This window comes from Microvirga tunisiensis (assembly GCF_009296175.1).
In the GTDB taxonomy this organism is placed as follows: domain Bacteria; phylum Pseudomonadota; class Alphaproteobacteria; order Rhizobiales; family Beijerinckiaceae; genus Microvirga; species Microvirga tunisiensis.
In genome coordinates this window covers 1-15,058 of sequence record NZ_VOSK01000159.1, presented here as the reverse complement: position 1 = coordinate 15,058, position 15,058 = coordinate 1, and the positions used below count along the sequence as shown (strand labels likewise).

General features: G+C 59.9%; 16 protein-coding genes. 12 read left to right on the top strand and 4 right to left on the bottom strand.

From position 1 onward, the window contains the following. Positions 1-144 (bottom strand): DUF6429 family protein (locus tag FS320_RS48335; RefSeq protein ID WP_244626992.1); only part of this gene is annotated, 144 nt, incomplete at its 3' end. An 81-nt stretch (positions 145-225) separates the two neighbouring features. On the opposite strand from FS320_RS48335, the gene FS320_RS26655 reads away from it, so the two are divergent. The 5 genes from FS320_RS26655 (at position 226) to FS320_RS26635 (ending at position 4,883) form a co-directional block, all read left to right on the top strand. After that, positions 226-699, top strand: coding sequence for an 8-oxoguanine DNA glycosylase OGG fold protein (locus tag FS320_RS26655; protein WP_338105568.1), 474 nt, complete (start codon positions 226-228; stop codon positions 697-699). Between the two features lie 75 nt (positions 700-774). Continuing rightward, positions 775-2,994 (top strand): DNA cytosine methyltransferase, encoded by a 2,220-nt coding sequence (locus FS320_RS26650; RefSeq protein WP_244627400.1) that lies wholly within the window; start codon positions 775-777, stop codon positions 2,992-2,994. Between the two features lie 32 nt (positions 2,995-3,026). After that, positions 3,027-3,854 carry a hypothetical protein gene (locus FS320_RS26645; RefSeq protein WP_152715047.1) on the top strand — a complete coding sequence of 276 codons (828 nt, stop codon included), beginning with the start codon at positions 3,027-3,029 and terminating at the stop codon, positions 3,852-3,854. An 11-nt stretch (positions 3,855-3,865) separates the two neighbouring features. Then, the gene (locus FS320_RS26640; RefSeq protein WP_152715045.1) at positions 3,866-4,267 is read left to right on the top strand and encodes a hypothetical protein; all 402 of its coding nucleotides are present in this window, start codon (positions 3,866-3,868) and stop codon (positions 4,265-4,267) included. 67 nt (positions 4,268-4,334) lie between these two features. Then, the gene (locus tag FS320_RS26635; protein ID WP_152715044.1) at positions 4,335-4,883 is read left to right on the top strand and encodes a hypothetical protein; all 549 of its coding nucleotides are present in this window, start codon (positions 4,335-4,337) and stop codon (positions 4,881-4,883) included. Here the strand turns inward: FS320_RS26635 and FS320_RS26630 are convergent. Then, complete coding sequence (locus FS320_RS26630) at positions 4,871-5,905, bottom strand: IS630 family transposase (RefSeq protein WP_152715052.1); 1,035 nt, start codon at positions 5,903-5,905, stop codon at positions 4,871-4,873. The genes FS320_RS26635 and FS320_RS26630 overlap by 13 nt on opposite strands. A gap of 458 nt (positions 5,906-6,363) precedes the next feature. On the opposite strand from FS320_RS26630, the gene FS320_RS48330 reads away from it, so the two are divergent. The 4 genes from FS320_RS48330 to FS320_RS26610 are packed head-to-tail and all read left to right on the top strand — an operon-like array spanning position 6,364 to position 9,262. Beyond that, entirely contained in the window at positions 6,364-7,461 is a 1,098-nt protein-coding gene (locus FS320_RS48330; RefSeq protein WP_152715042.1) for an ATP-grasp domain-containing protein, read from the top strand. A 16-nt stretch (positions 7,462-7,477) separates the two neighbouring features. After that, positions 7,478-8,302: a DUF7007 domain-containing protein gene (locus FS320_RS26620; protein ID WP_152715040.1), complete on the top strand. Its 825-nt coding sequence runs from the start codon at positions 7,478-7,480 to the stop codon at positions 8,300-8,302. Continuing rightward, on the top strand, positions 8,302-8,913 hold the full coding sequence (locus FS320_RS26615) for a hypothetical protein (RefSeq protein ID WP_152715038.1): 612 nt from the start codon (positions 8,302-8,304) through the stop codon (positions 8,911-8,913). Before FS320_RS26620 ends, FS320_RS26615 begins: the two co-directional genes overlap by 1 nt. A 58-nt stretch (positions 8,914-8,971) precedes the next feature. Then, positions 8,972-9,262 (top strand): hypothetical protein, encoded by a 291-nt coding sequence (locus FS320_RS26610; protein ID WP_152715036.1) that lies wholly within the window; start codon positions 8,972-8,974, stop codon positions 9,260-9,262. Between the two features lie 3 nt (positions 9,263-9,265). Here the strand turns inward: FS320_RS26610 and tnpC are convergent, their stop codons facing one another. Then, entirely contained in the window at positions 9,266-10,549 is a 1,284-nt protein-coding gene (tnpC, locus tag FS320_RS26605) for an IS66 family transposase (protein ID WP_152715034.1), read from the bottom strand. A 116-nt stretch (positions 10,550-10,665) separates the two neighbouring features. Between tnpC and FS320_RS26600 the strand changes: the two genes are divergently transcribed. Then, on the top strand, positions 10,666-11,376 hold the full coding sequence (locus tag FS320_RS26600) for a hypothetical protein (RefSeq protein ID WP_192926342.1): 711 nt from the start codon (positions 10,666-10,668) through the stop codon (positions 11,374-11,376). A gap of 35 nt (positions 11,377-11,411) precedes the next feature. On the opposite strand, the gene FS320_RS26595 is transcribed toward FS320_RS26600, so the two are convergent. Beyond that, positions 11,412-12,503: a hypothetical protein gene (locus FS320_RS26595; protein WP_152715032.1), complete on the bottom strand. Its 1,092-nt coding sequence runs from the start codon at positions 12,501-12,503 to the stop codon at positions 11,412-11,414. Between the two features lie 114 nt (positions 12,504-12,617). Between FS320_RS26595 and FS320_RS26590 the strand changes: the two genes are divergently transcribed. Further along, a complete protein-coding gene (locus tag FS320_RS26590; RefSeq protein ID WP_192926341.1) occupies positions 12,618-13,304 on the top strand; it encodes a hypothetical protein in 687 nt (228 codons plus the stop codon). 380 nt (positions 13,305-13,684) lie between these two features. Further along, entirely contained in the window at positions 13,685-14,536 is an 852-nt protein-coding gene (locus tag FS320_RS26585; RefSeq protein WP_152715030.1) for a restriction endonuclease, read from the top strand. Positions 14,537-15,058 lie beyond the last annotated feature (522 nt).

Here is a 15,058-nt window from a genome sequence, read left to right as displayed (position 1 = left end):
GACTGGGTCGCCGATCAAGCCCTTCTTGTGAAGCCGATCCGTCGTTGCCCAGTCGAAGCCCTTCCAGGCACAACGCTCGTTATGCAGCGTCAGCCATAACAGCGCCAAAACGGCATCGTCGATCTTGTCCTCATCGATCTCCATGAACCGACGTTACCACGCGCGGCACCCAAAATCCCGCGGCCCCGCTCGGATGGATACGACGAGGCCTGCTATATTGCCTGTATGGCATGGGGCGAAATGAGGCCCAAGAATGCCAGGAGCGCATGGGCCGAGCGCCACCGCTGGCAGCCCATTGTCCGCGAGATCAGAAGCAGGCCTATGACCCGTTCAGAGGCCTACGGCCTGTTTGAGAGCACTCCCATTGCCGGACTAGGTCCTGCCTATTTCACGAAGCTCATTTTCTTCCTGCTTCAATCGAACGACGGCTACATTCTTGATCAGTGGACGGGCAAGTCTGTTTCGATCCTGTTCGAGCCCTGTTTCATCGCATTTGACCATAGCGGATACGTCGCCCGAAGAAACTCGGCGCATGTCTATGAACGTTACTGTCGGAACGTCGAAGCACTGGCAGAGCGGCTGGACCTAGCAGCATCGAGAACGGAAGAATTGCTCTTCTCCCGCGGAGGACGGCCGAAACATCCATGGCGACACTACGTCGTGCAGAACTGGAAGCGATCGCCAGCCCGGTCGGTCTAACCTCGCCTCTTTCTGGTCAGCGGTCGGCTCTCAACCGGCCGCTATTTCTTTGGGGCTGCGAAGAAGTGCTGCCGCATGTGGTGGGGACGCACACCGAAATTGCGTGATCCCTCAAACCCCAGAGAAAATTTCATGGACAGTTCGCTTCCGCGCTTCCTGAACAAACAGGCAAAAGTTGGCTCAAATTCTCTCAACTCACTCGTCGAGGGAATGATTGTAGATAGTTTTGCGGGAGGTGGAGGCGCCTCAAAGGGCATCGCCATGGCACTCGGCCGTGAGCCCGACATTGCCATCAACCATGATGGCGAGGCATTGGCCATGCACGAGGCCAATCACCCAACAACCATACACCTTCGGCACAACGTTTGGAAGGTGGATCCGCGACAACACACAGCCGGTCGTAGTGTAGGCATTTTCTGGGCCTCGCCAGATTGCCGGAGCCATAGCCGCGCGAGGGGAGGCAAGCCGAGAGGCCAGAAAACGCGTGATCTAGCTTGGGTTGTCGTGCGTTGGGCTAAGTCAGTCCGACCGAAAGTTATCCTTCTTGAAAACGTCTCAGAGTTCGCCGAGTGGGGCCCCTTGACGATCGAGGGTCAACCGTGCCCAGACCGTAAGGGACAGACATTCGCGGACTGGGTGTCAAAGCTTGAACGCTTGGGTTACCGGGTTGAGTATCGGGAGCTGCGGGCATGCGATTATGGTGCCCCCACAATCCGCACCAGACTTTTCCTTGTCGCTCGCTGTGATGGAAAGCCAATCGTTTGGCCGGAGCCAACCCACGGTGATCCCAAGAGCGCCGAGGTTCAGTCGGGCAAGCTCCTGCCCTGGCGCACGGCTGCCGAAATTATTGACTGGTCGAAGCCGTGCCCGAGCATCTTCATGTCGAAGTCTGATGCGCAGCGGTTCAAGGATGAGACCGGGATTCAGACGAAGCGTCCTCTCGAACGGGCCACGCTTCAGCGCATAGCCAAAGGCGTCAAGCGGTATGTGATCGATGCGTCTGAGCCGTTCCTTGTCTCCCTCACACATCAGGGTGGAGAACGCACCGAAAGCCTCCGTGATCCTATCCGTACCGTCACAGCGGCCAATCGCGGCGAGAAAGCTCTCGTTCTACCCGCTATTGCACCCGTCATGACATATGCCCAGCAAGGCGGGGCCAACCGCCCGGTCCAGAAGCCGCTTCATACGATCACCGCTTCCCGTAAAGACCAGAATGCTGTCATCGCTCCTTACCTGGTACCCCGCTACGGTGAGCGCACCGGCCAGGAGCCGCGTACGTACCCGATTGATAAGCCCGCTCCGACCATTGTACCGGACGGAAACGGCGGGTCACTCGCGGCGGTCTCGCTGATGCGGCACTTTGGTGCCTCCGTCGGTTCTGCCGCAAACGATCCCCTGGGAACTGTTACTGCCGGTGGCGGGGGCAAGACGGGTCTTGTGTCGGCATTCCTGTCCCAGAACAACACCGGCATGATCGGTCATGCTATGGACGAACCGCTCTCGACCATCATTGGGAAGGGGTGCACGCAAAGCGTTGTCGCTGCCCATCTAACGAAGTTCCAAGAGAATAGCATTGGGCAATTGCCTAATGAGCCGATCCATACTGTGATGGCTGGCGCACCGCGCCATGGGGTCGTAAAGACCGAGATGGTCACCGCGCCGCACATGATCAATATGAAAGGCTCGGACATGCGTTCGTCGCCCGCCAATGATCCGATGCCGACAGCAACTGCTCAAGGCAATCACATTGGTACGGTTGGCGCCTCTCTTGTAGCTTATTATGGCTCAGATCAGGACACGCCTGTCACGGACCCGCTTCACACGATCACGACCCATGATCGGTTCGGCCTCGCAGATGTCCGTGGGACGGTTCCGCCGCTGTCGAGCGAACTCCTTGAGAAGGCCCGCCTGGTCGCCGAATTCTTACGCGAATTCGGCTGCTGGAACGGTGGTGAGTTTGTCACGGTCGGCCAGCACATCGTGGTGGACATCGGACTCAGGATGCTCACGCCCCGCGAGCTCGCGCGTGGCCAGGGATTCCCCGAGGACTATGTCCTTGAGGCCGTCCACAATGGGAAGCCCCTTACCCGGACTTCCCAGACGCGTATGATCGGCAACTCGGTGTGCCCAGATCTCGCCTCGGCCCTAGTCTACGCCAACATCGTTATCGCGTCCATGCTGCGAGAACCACCGCCGATCTATCGTGCTTGGGGATCGGATCTCAAGGCGCGCCTCGTAGCACGTCAGCAGCAGGCAGGTATCCGCCAGATGTCTCTCTTCGACGAGGCGGCCTAAGGGCCGCCTCTCACCCTTGAGGAGCGTAGCCCATGAGTCCCACCCCTGACCGCTCCTTCGATGTCGAAGCCTACTGCGTTGGCAAGATCCTGAGTGAGTGCGGTGAATTCGCTCAGGTCGGAGGCAATGCCCTCTGCTTTGGGATCGATACGCCTGATGGTGCCAAAACTGGCCGCAGTCGCATCGAAGAGGAACTGGGCGACATCATTGCAGCGATTTCGTTCGCGTCTCTCCATGAAGTTGTAGCTGGAGAGGCCGTCACTGCCCGCGCCCGTAAGAAGCTTCAGAAGCTCCTCGATCCTACCCAACGAGACAATCTTGGGCGTTCACTCGCTCCCCAGCCGCGCAGCCTTGTGGCTGGTACGGTTGGGCTCGTCACCAGGCGAGACGTGGATGGATCCACCGATGAGGTCATAACCATATCGTCGGAAGTCGCCACGGCTTTACGCCAGATCACCGACGGCAGCGGCCTCTCTATCGACACCTATCTACGCCGCCTGCTCAAGCTCGGGCTGCCGGTGAACCTCACCCAAGATGGGCCCATCGGCTATAGAGATCCATCTACAGGGCTCACGCTGCCAGAGGGCTTCGCAATCTATCGAATTTGGCAAGGGTACACCTACAACGCAGTCGCTCGCGGAGGCTTCTGGGTGACCCCAGATGGTCAGAGATTCGACAACCTCAATCGCCTCAACGCCTCTCTCGGCAAGCCAAATCCCGAGAACGCTTGGATATGCTGGAAGTTCGTGGACCGCGACGGCCGCGAGCATCTCCTGAACGCCCTGCGTCCATTGCCAAAGCCACGCAACCGCCGCCCCGGACGAGCCAGATCCTCGCCTCATTCCCAGCAGCAATCTTGAGGAGACGCGACATGCGTACCCGCCTTCACGCCCTCAGCGAGCAGGACGAAGCAACCATCCTTGCCGCACTGCGCTTCTACCTCCAGAACGGCCAAGGTGAGATGGCCCTTCGCAACCCCGATGTCCATGCGACTGCCACCTGCGGCGGCCGGCACCCGGCGTTAGCAACGGGTTCAGTCGAGGAGCTTTTCTCCAGAATCGACCTTCAGGGATTCGATCTCTTCCTTACCGTCGGCGTCGATATCGAAGGCGACACCATGTGGGAGATCGGGACCAGCGAGCCGGAGATCCAGGCCGCAGCCGCCGAGATCGCCGAGATCAGCGCCGCACCCCCGCGCGTCTATCGCCTGCCAGCTCAGCCCGGCGTGGGAGAACTGGCAAGCGAGCCAATCGCTTTCGCCCAAGCCGCCTGAGGAACCCGCTTAACGGTGATCACTCGGAGCGAGTTATGTGTCGCTCCTTTTGACAACGGACATGACCATGGGCCAAGCCAAACGCCGCGCCGGGCAATGGAACACATTCTATGATGCCCTCTCCGCTGAAGAACGGACGATTGCAGATGTTTCCCGCGCGACATACAGCCGGTTTATTGCCCCGTCTCGAGCAATGGGCATGTGCTATCGCGTGACATTCTTTCTCGCGGTCTATCTTCAGAATAAGTACGGTGTCTCTGCCACTCCGGCCGTCGGCTTCGCTCACGACGAGACCGGCCCCTTGATGGCTTCTCATGCTTGGCTCGAGTTCAATGGCAAGAAGACGGACCTGACACTGGGCTTCACTGAGCATCCTGACGTCCAGCTTCAGGGGCAGGTCCTGATCCTCGACCATGTGCATCAGCCGGGGCACAAGTACAGCTATCATCGAGAGCTCACTGATGCCGGCGCCGAGGCACTTGAGCGTCTTCGAGCCCGTACAGGAGGGCGCCAGATCGTTGACGCCAAGCAAGCTGAGCACGCAGCTATGATCGAGCGCAGCCGAGACTTTATTGATCCGGCCCTCATTGTCTTGATCTTGGATCATGCGGCATAGCGGACTGGTTTATGGTGGAAGTAGCTTCTGACGCGCGCAGGCAATTTGGACAGCCTGCGCATGTGGCTGACGGTCGCCCGCTTGAGCTGCTGTTTGCTGCGCACGGGCGCCTTGCGGGTGACGGCCTGCTTCAGGTCGGCGTTCAGGCCCTCGTCCGGGTTCAGTTCCGGACTGTAGGCAGGCAGGTAGAAGACCTCGATCTTGGTTCTATGCGTGGCCAGCCAGTCACGAATCTGGCCGGCCCGGTGCACCTGCAGCCGATCCAGAATCAAGAACACCTTGCGCCGGATGTCCCGGATCAGGCGCTGGAGGAAGCGGATCAAGGCTGCGGCGTTCACTGCCCCATCAAGAACCATCCAACGCAGAGCGCCGCGGTTGCTCACGGCAGAGATCAGGCTCAGCCCGGCCCGCCGATGGCAGACCCGGACCACCGGCGTCCGGCCCCGCGGCGCGTAGCCGCGACCGCGCACGTCGTCCGAGCGCAGACCGGTTTCGTCGCCCCAGAAGATGGTGCCACGCGCCCGGCGGGCCGCCGCCACGATAGCCGGGTACTCCCGTCGCAGCCAGCGCCGCACTGCGGCCGGGTTCTGTTCATAAGCGCGCCGCAACGGCTTCTGGGCCGTAAAGCCCCAGCGCGCTAGGTATTTGCCCACAGTCCGTATGGCCAGCACGACCCCGCAGCGCTGCCGGATCAGCTCGCGCACCGCCGCCCGGCTCCACAAGGCAAACGGCAAGTCCAACTCGTCCGGCGTATGCCGGCAGATCAGCCATCGCACCGCTGCCTCCTGGGCCGCATTCAGTAGCCGCTGCTCATCCGGCTTGCGCCCGCGCGGCTTACTCACCAATCCCTTCGCGCCCTCCGCCGCGAACCGCTTGCAGATGTCGAACACTCCGGTCGGCGAGAGCCCAACCTGCTTCGCGATCGCTCCGTAGGTCAGCCCGCGCTGCCGCAGCCCAATCACTTGCCGCCGACGCTCCTCTTGGGCCGCCGCAGGCAGCTTGCGCATGTCCACGTGCTTCATGCCGATCAAACTGGAGCTATCTGAGACTCCTTCAAGACAATGAGGGCCGGATCAATAATTCGATGCTCTCGTTCCTCGACAGTGCTCCCGACAGGCTCACCTACGCCGAACTTGCCAGGATTGTTGAAGATGAACGCTAAGCGATTGCTGGATTGATAGTGCCGTCTCGACAGACCATTCGACACGGTGTAAATTGCAATCTGGTTTGTGATTGCAACCGGTCACAAAACCTGAAGAGGGACGAGGAGCCAACCCCTGGCTCTCCGGCCCTCTTCTCGCATTTAGAGCTGCCTAACGTGCGGCTCGCTGCATACTCAACGACTGCAGCCCAACCGTCCTCGCCAAACTGAGCAGCTCTCGTCAGAGAGGCTCTGCGAGTCCCTCAAAAGAATCCAGGAGACGACCAGATCCGGTGCTTCTGCCCCGTGATCAAACCCCTCTGTAAGAATGGAGGCCTCGTGCGTCTTCAGATCCTGATTCAAGACGTTCATCACCACGTTCCGGCCAGCTTGGAAGGATACGACGATGCGCTTAGCCTCCTGGGAGATTATCTCGGACTTCTCGAGAGTGCCGGCGTCAAAGCGGAGCCTTCGGAGACACTCGACCGCGAGGACTGGATCGAGAAGATCGCTCGATTGATCGCCGTCCGTGACGCCTGTGCCAGGCACGGGATCGCCCTGTTCATTCAGATTTCGCTGCATGCCGACCCTGCACCGCTGAATGACCATGCCGAGGCGATGGGAGTGCCGTCCAAGGATGATCCCTTGGTCCTGCTGACACCCACTCTCCGCGCAGGGTTCGAGGGCCTTAGTGAGCTCGGATACGACCCTATCGCTCCGTTCGAGCAGCCAGTGACCTATGGCCTGAACTCCGGGTTCGTCCAGAATGCAGGGCGCAGGTTCATCACCTGCAAGCATGATGTGGAAGACATCCCAGAGGAGATTACTCACCTCCCCCTTCTAAACGATGTTGCTCGCTCCTTCATCGGCCAGAAGATCTCCTGGAAGATGTTGTCCGAGCCTCTCAAGGAATATCGGGTCCAGCACTTCATACCGACGCGAGAGGAGCCGCTTCCCGAAGAGATCACCTGGGCCGCAGTTCACCGGGGCGCCGGCATCTCGGCCATCCAGGAATTCGTCGAGATGGAGCAGGAATATCGCTGCTTCGTGGTCGATGGTCGCGTGGTCTCAGGTGCCGGCGCCGTGGTGGAATACACGCCTCTCAACCGGACAGCCGGGAAGGATGAAATCTTCGACTACGTCGTTCGCGGCAGGATCGGGGATAGGACGCCTCCTGAGGCCTCTATCGTGGTCAGCGCGTACCGTGACGCGGCACAGGAGATCGTGGACGAGATCCTGGCGGCCGATTCTGACTTCCCCCGCCATTTCGTGATGGATCTCTTTGCTGCCGGCTCTGGTGGCAACTCGATCACCATCGGTATCGTCGAGCTCAATCCCCTCGGCCGCTCCGGCTTCTTCGCGAATGATCCCCATCGGATCGCCGACGCTCTCCTCACCTGGTTGAAGTCCAACCCCGCCGAACTCACGGCTGTCTGATCGCAGGGACATACTCATGACCGAACGTGAAATCGAACAACTTCCGGATATAGCCTCCGGCGTGACCCTCCGCATTGTGGAGCGATCAGGTAATGGCTTCTGCTTCTTCGTGCTCGAACGTCCCACCCTGCCCCTTTTCCAGGTCACGACGCGTATGGAGTGGGACAGCATTTCCGTGAACGATACCCTCGACGAGGCTCGTGAAGATGCCAAGCTCGTCCATCTGAGTATCGCAGAGCTGCGCTCCGTCAAGCGCGAGTACGTCAAGCCCCGCGAGGTCGGTCTATTCTCCAGCCCCTGGGGAGCGCCCGACTACGCCTACGATTACGGCGAAGGGGTTATCAAGCTCGGAACACCCGGTCACGGTGGTTTCTTCCTGACACTCGAAGCCAACGAAAGAATCCATCCTGCCTGGCGCACTGGGAACGGCTTCTATGAGGAAGACGAGCAGTGGGGGATCGTTGCGCACCACTTCCCTCATCTTTTCACCACCCGTGACCGTACCATCGCCCGTCGGACGCTCATCAACAGCTTTCCCGACGAATTCATGAAAGTTACGGGCGAGGCCCTCACGGCCGACCAGAGCCATACTCTTCGTCAGCGGGAATTCTGGGCCACCAATGCACAGAACTGGCTCGTCGATGCCGCCTTCGGCGTTGCCGATCAGGATGTCAAGGTGGTCGCCAGCCTTGGCGGCAGGCGCGAGAGCAACACACAACGGTGGTTCTTAGTACCCGCCAACGAGTACAAGCCGAGCCTGCTTCCATTCGTTATTGATCTGGACCGCCACGTTGAGATCCTGGACGCCAGCCAGAAGACGTTCCACCCCAAGGCGGCCTAATGAGAGAACTCAGGCTCACCCTTTCCCCGACCCAGCGGCGCGTCATCCGACAAGCCGCCGAGACAGCAGAACGTCTGTCCAATCTGGACTTCACGGCGATCCGCAGTGTGACCTACTCCCAGCAGGCGCTCAGCACTAGCATCGGCGGCCACACATTCTTAAACCGATTGATTGCTGCGTCTGGCCGCCTGTCTCGGGGCCGCCCGTACTTCGACGGGCATCACCTTCAGATCGACGCGTCTGTCCTAAGGAAGGACAACGATTGCATCGAGATGTCCCTCGACGAGGCCGATCGTCTGGTCTGGTCCCTTGAGATCTTCCTTCGCCTGCATCTCGGCCAAATCCAAATAGCGATCGAAGGCCTCGTCACGGCAACTTCGCCCGAAGGACAAGAGGTTATTCGCGACCTGTCGGATCTCTGCTCCGCGTCGTTCGGGATTCACAGCCCTGAGATCCATGAGGACGCACGGATTGCCTATGACATCCGTCAGACGCTCCGGCATTACCTCGCCTGGTCCCGCCACCCTGAAGGCGGTCTGACCAGAGACTTTGACAAGCCCCTGCGGACGTCGGCTGTCGCTCTCCCTCGCATCACAACCGTCGCTGCGTAACGCACGACTGCGCGTGAGCGATTCCAGGCTCGCCATCAATGACAAGGATTCATCAAGCATGACCGAGCAAACTGCCCGGCCACCTCAGCTCGACTTCTTTTCCGATGGAGAGGCTCCCGTTCTAGCTGCCCTTGGCCTTGGGGTGGATAGTGTAGCAATGTGTGTGGAATTAGTAGAACGCGGCGATCGCATTGATGCAGCGCTCTTTGCAGATACGGGTTCAGAACGCCAACAAACCTACGAGTACCTCCCCATTTTCAAGAAGTGGCTCGAGGACCGAGGGGTGCCCTTGCATGTCGTTCGCTATGAGCCTAAGAACGTAATTACCCACGCCCCTATTTCGCACTGAGGTTCAGGCAGACACAGTCTGAAGGATTGTGTTGAACGCATTGGTGGCCGGACCGAGACGAGCCGTGCCAACGACCGTGCGTATGTCCGCTTCGCCCTCGGCGGCCCACATGGAGCGATAGCCGTTGGTCACCTTGCGCTGAATGACGGCCGGTCTGAGCGCGCGTTCGCAGGCGTTGTTGGTCGCCTCAACCAGTCCAGGCCAGTGGGCGAAGGTCAGGAGCTGATCGCGGGCGCGCCGGACCTTGCTCTGAATGTCACGGGCCAGATCACAGGAGGTCGGCGTGGCCAGGATCGCGTCCAGACTTCGCTCCAGGGCCCGGCGCTTGCGAGCGAGGGTCGAGGCGGCAAGGGTTCCGACCTCCTCCGCCAGGGCAAAGGCCCGGTGCAGCCACAGCTTGAGGCGGGAGGGCAGGACATCGGCGCTCACCTCATCGGCATAGGCGACATCGCGGGCAAGATGGGCCAGGCAGGTCTGGTGGGCGTCGGCATGGCCCTGTTGCGCGCTGTAGCGGTCGGAACACCAGACCTCGGGCCGGTGCCCATCCATCACGGTCCGGACCACGATGGCGCCCCGGGTCGCAGAGGCGTGATGGACCACCGCCTCGGCGCAGCGAAACACCCAATGATAGGCGTTGGAGCCCTCGATCCGAACGCCGGTCTCGTCGGAGGCGATGACCCGGGCCCGGCGCAACGCCGCAACCGCCTTGTCGCGCTCGCCCGCGAAGGCGCCCTGCGCTCGGCGCAGCATGGTCATCAGGCCGCCCTGGCTGAGCGTGAGCCCGAACAGATCCGCGAATGCGCTTTGCAGCCGCTCGTAGGACAGAGCCTGGAAGGTCTTGAGATAAGTCGCCATGGCATGGACGCGTGGCCCGAACGGTGTCCCCTTGGCGGCGTCCGGCACGGCCGCGGCGATCCGCGTTCCACACGCCCGGCAGCGCACCGCCAGGCGCCGATGCTGGGTGACGCGGGGCGCCACCTCCGGCAGCTCAATCTGCTCGTGGAGGCTGATCGTCTCCGCCGGCCAATCCGCCATCAGGACAGCCGAACAGCACGAGCACCGGTCAGGACGGTGCTCGACCACCTCATCAGGCGTGGCGCTGAGGATCCGGCTGTGGCCTTCATGACCGGGCTTGGCTCCGCCCGGTTTGGAGCGCTCGCGCTGCTCCTTGCGATCGGTCGAGGGCGGCTTTGAGGACGTGCGTGAGGTCTTTTGCGGCCGCTGCAGTCGCAGCACCAGCTCGATCAGCTCTTCCTTGCTCAGACGCTCAAGATCGCTGCGGCCCATACAGGCATGGAATCAGCGAAGCCCGACTCATGCAAGGGCCTGGGTAATTACCTAAGAACTTCAAGAACTATCCTCCTTATAGAACATTAGAGGAGAATTGTCTTACGAATGGGACTTTGCCGAGTAAAAGCTTCGGCTTTGGAAGTTGTTCGCAGAAATGGAAGATCCAGCCTCAAGAAAAATGGGCTGACAATTGGGAGCCGGCTCGGCGCTGTTGGGCTGCTGGCGGCAAGGTAATCAAGCTTATTGGCTACGATTGTAGTCCAGCTGATCAGAAACGCTATGCTGAACGTGAAGGTTCCACAGATAACAAGTACGAATACTTATATCCTCTGCGCGATCTCGGCTGGACGCGTGACGATTGCAAGGCCCGCATTGCAAAGGCTGGGCTTCCAATCCCGGTCAAATCGGCGTGCTTCTTCTGCCCTGTAACCAAGGCGTGGGAACTCCACGAACTCGAAAAGCCGTTTCTCCGTCGCATCGTTCTGATGGAAGCAAGAGCTAAGCCCCGACTGATCAATGTGGAAGGGCTTTGGCGTAAACCGGTGCTCGGCATGCGAGGTGCAACGCCTCGTCCCGGATCAATGACAGAGTACATTGTTGACCAAGGACTACTCCCCGAGGACGAAGTTAGATTGATCTGTGAGAAAGCACCTCAAGATCTCCTTGCCTTTCAGAAGTCGGTCGCCGACATCGACATCTCGGAGAGGCCAGAGTTGCGGGAGTGGATCGACTTCTTCGACATGACGCGCGGTAGCCTCATGAAGACCGATCAGACACCGTCGCTCTATGAGAACGTGAACCAGCCACTCCAAGCCGCCGCCTGAAGGAATCCGGCCCCTTTCCGGGGCCGGTCCGACAGTTACTCATCACCGATCTTGGCCGGGCTTCCAACCTTCTCGGGTTTGTCGCTTCCACACTTGAAAGCGGCACTCTTGCCGTCGGCGATCTCGGCGGCCCGAACGTTGGCATCGGCGATCTGGGCGTCAACATACGCCATATGGCATGCGCGATCGCCATCGATCTTCGTGACTAGGAGTACCTGCTTGGTCGAACCGATGTCTTCGCTGACGAAGACGCGCAGGATTGATGCGATCGGCTGCCCATCTTTCATCCGCCATTCGATCTTCTTGCCGGTAGCGTCACCACCTGGGCGAAACATCGGCTCAAGATCGCTATCGCCCTTTTTCCCAAACTGGACGCCGAATAAGCCGCCCGTATCGCCGAAAACGACCTTTCGGCCGGCTGGAGCCGAGCACGTCCACTCGCTCAGCTCGGAATGCTCCCTCTGCTGTTTGCAGGTCTTGCCGGACGTATCTGAGTAGGCCGCCGTCACACCTGAAATTGCGGCTCCGCCTGAAGGTGCACTTCCCGCGGCCTCGGCAACGGGTTCCCCTGTACCCGCAAGCGTGCCAACCTTGATCGACGTATTGCAGGCCTTAACGACCTTGCGCCTGGAAGTGACGCTGAAGTCCAAGGCGCCCTTGGACGCATTGTAGGTCACATAGGCCCGATCGCCGCCGTAGGGGTCCTTCTCACCAAGCGCCCAGTCGTAAGGGGCGCAGGCTTTCCCTTCGACTACACGGACGTTCTCGCCTTGCTTAAGCTGGATCCGGACGGGGCAGTCGGTGCCCCACGTTTGCGTGCTGCTCGAGGAGTTCGCGCCGCCATCGCATGCGCCACCACCCTGATAGATGCTCACGGCAACTGAGGCGTCCCCGACCTTGAACTCTCGCCCAAAAACGGCCCCGACTACATATTGCCCAGGACTGCGCTTCTTGAGGATGCTTGGGTCCACGATCTTCTTCATGGACTCGTTCGCCTTATCGAGCACGTCCTTCCACATCGCAACCGGCGGCTCGGCGTAGGTCCCGGCCGCAAGCAAGTCATAGGACTTCATTGCGTCGGTGGCATTCTGCGCCAGCGCCGGCGCCTGGACGACCGCGGCACACACGACAGCAGCCGATATCCAAAGCTTCATTCTCATAGATTTGCCCCACATAAAAGCTGGCCGAAGTTACCCCTCCACGCGCGGCCTGCCAAGAACCGAAAGGGGATCAAAAATCCCATGTACGACGATCCTGACGATGAAATCTGGGCCCGGATTCAATTTTTTGGGGATCAGGACCAGGGGGAAGCCAACGACTTTATCGCGATCAGCCTTCCCGACGAGGTGAACTCAGCCAAGCCACTCTATATCCTCGTACATCCAGGTGACGTCGTACAGTCGAAGGACGATGCGTCCAACTCGGACGACCCCCGCCAGATTCCCGAATACTCGTGGGCCTGCCAGATTGCCCAGGCGGAAGAGGTCGACAAGCTTCTTAAGGCGGGATGGGACTTGGCCGTCCTCCATCGATTCTCCAGCACATACGCATTTGGAGTGTCCAACTCGGCCGAAGAGCTCGTCAGCGCTATCGACACAATCCACGAAGACGGCGCCAGCCTCTATGGCGACGATCTCGACGCGGCGGCCAAATTCCTTTGCGAGCGGATGACTGCCGCTAAACGCCCCGCCGTTCTCCTCTCTGGCGCCTGGTCCGCTGCAGACGGAGGATGTATCACAGCTCTCGGACAGGCCCTCGAAGCCGCTGGGACCAGGGTCCATCTCTCCTACTCAGCATGCATATCGCCGGACGGGAGTGAGGATGAATGGCGCCCGATCGCGGGACGGCTTCCCAGCATTCAAATCCCGCCAGCCTCTTCCCAGCCTGCTCAGGCTTCCAGTGACCTCCGACGCCTTTTAGGGGCGTGACAGCTGGCATTTCGAACTGCGGCAAATTGGCTTCAAAAAGGGGTTACCTCTTCAAACAAGTCAGATCCCTTAACCATTCCCTTTTCCGTCGCTTCCGCGCTATAGCTTTTCCCCAGCAAATCATCCACTGTGAACAAACCGATCGCGAGGGCTGGGGGGCTCCGTTGTCGAAGGAAAGCGCCGCTGACATGCAGCCGGCGCTTTTCTTTTACTAGGTCGTTGGTGGCCTTGTCATGCCAACTTATGCACAGGTGATGTAGCCGTCGATCCCCAAGGGTATCCCCACATTAAGCTTTCAAGCGTGATAGACTGTTTGCCTTGACCTTCCGGTAGAGGGCCCAAGATCAACACGCGCCGGACGGTATCCGAGGAAAGGGAATATGTGGCTTCTCACGGGTTCCATCGCGATTGGTTGCGCATGGTGCCTGACGAGAGTCGGCAGCAGTGCTTTCGCATTCTGGAGCTACGTCGTCCTCGGCCTCATCGCCTTGGCTGCATGCCTGTGTCGCGTCACTGTTCTCGTCGTCGACGCCCTTGACAACCTGGCCCCGGAGGAGCGCGCGGCCCGCGCAACCGTTAACAAGATCGTTTCCAAGCACCTCGATACCCTCGCTAGGCGCCGTATCGCTCTGGTAAGCATCGACCACTACGGCCTTGAGGAAACCGACGCGTGGGAGAAGGAGTTGCGGCGCTTCCTGTCCAAGGTCATCAAGCCCGAACTCAGCGAAGAGGCGATCAGCATCCTCGCTCCTAAGGGGAAATTCAGCCCAGCCATCGTAGACATGATCAAAGAGCGCGTGGGAATCCGGGCAAAGGAGTTGGAAGCCCGGCTCATGTTTGACGAGGACATGACCCCATTGGAGTTTGAGCAGTGGGTTGCTGCCAGCTTAGCCAAGTCTGGATGGAAGACACAGACGGTCGGGGGAACAGGCGACCAAGGGGCCGATGTCATCGCCGAAAAGGACGGGCTGAGAGCCGTCATCCAATGCAAGCTCTATAGCAGCCCGGTTGGCAACAAAGCCGTCCAAGAAGCTTACGCGGCCAGAAAGCATCACACTGGCGGAGTCGCCGCCGTGGTCACAAACGGTGGCTTCACGCCTTCAGCCAGACGTCTCGCCGCCACGACCGGCGTCCTGCTCATTCTCCACTCCGAGCTCGAGCGCTTTGAAGAGATGATTGAGAAGCGCAGTTCCGGCCATGACTGCGAGTTTTCAACACTGGCCCCGATATAGGTCAGACTGATCCCCTTTCCTGCTTTAGCTATCAGGGATCAGATCAGATAAAATCCCATTAGAACTAGATTCAAGATTTATACTCTTAAGGAGAGACCTTATGGAATCTCAGGGCCGCCTTGCCTTGTTTTCAGCACTCGTGGCCCTCCTCTGCAGTGGCTCACCCGCCCTCGCAGCGTTCGTCGCTCGGGCTCCAGCCGAATCCCCTGCAATCATTATCGGCGGTCTCGCAACGTTCTTGGCTTGTGCGGCCGGTTACGCCGTCCATGAACTTCTGGCCTCAAAACGCAAAGCCCCGTCCGCGAACCAACCTACAAGCGTAGCCCCGGTCGCTCCTGACCAGCTCCCATCCGTTGAGATCATTAGAACAGAGGCCCCTCGGGCAGAGGCCTCTTAGAGCCCGTCCCGAAAAGGGTTGAGTGGCCGAGACCGCTATGATTCCAGGAGGGTGCTGAAGCCTGATCTGGAACCGCAATGTGGACCCCGACCACCCGGCGGCAGTATAGCCGCGACGGCTTGCGT

Coding starts and splice junctions, on each gene's coding strand:
- FS320_RS26655 (WP_338105568.1), top strand. CDS start 226: ATGGCATGGGGCGAAATGAGGCCCAAGAATGCCAGGAGCGCATGGGCC.
- FS320_RS26650 (WP_244627400.1), top strand. CDS start 775: ATGTGGTGGGGACGCACACCGAAATTGCGTGATCCCTCAAACCCCAGA.
- FS320_RS26645 (WP_152715047.1), top strand. CDS start 3,027: ATGAGTCCCACCCCTGACCGCTCCTTCGATGTCGAAGCCTACTGCGTT.
- FS320_RS26640 (WP_152715045.1), top strand. CDS start 3,866: ATGCGTACCCGCCTTCACGCCCTCAGCGAGCAGGACGAAGCAACCATC.
- FS320_RS26635 (WP_152715044.1), top strand. CDS start 4,335: ATGGGCCAAGCCAAACGCCGCGCCGGGCAATGGAACACATTCTATGAT.
- FS320_RS26630 (WP_152715052.1), bottom strand. CDS start 5,905: ATGAAGCACGTGGACATGCGCAAGCTGCCTGCGGCGGCCCAAGAGGAG.
- FS320_RS26620 (WP_152715040.1), top strand. CDS start 7,478: ATGACCGAACGTGAAATCGAACAACTTCCGGATATAGCCTCCGGCGTG.
- FS320_RS26615 (WP_152715038.1), top strand. CDS start 8,302: ATGAGAGAACTCAGGCTCACCCTTTCCCCGACCCAGCGGCGCGTCATC.
- FS320_RS26610 (WP_152715036.1), top strand. CDS start 8,972: ATGACCGAGCAAACTGCCCGGCCACCTCAGCTCGACTTCTTTTCCGAT.
- tnpC (WP_152715034.1), bottom strand. CDS start 10,549: ATGGGCCGCAGCGATCTTGAGCGTCTGAGCAAGGAAGAGCTGATCGAG.
- FS320_RS26590 (WP_192926341.1), top strand. CDS start 12,618: ATGTACGACGATCCTGACGATGAAATCTGGGCCCGGATTCAATTTTTT.
- FS320_RS26585 (WP_152715030.1), top strand. CDS start 13,685: ATGTGGCTTCTCACGGGTTCCATCGCGATTGGTTGCGCATGGTGCCTG.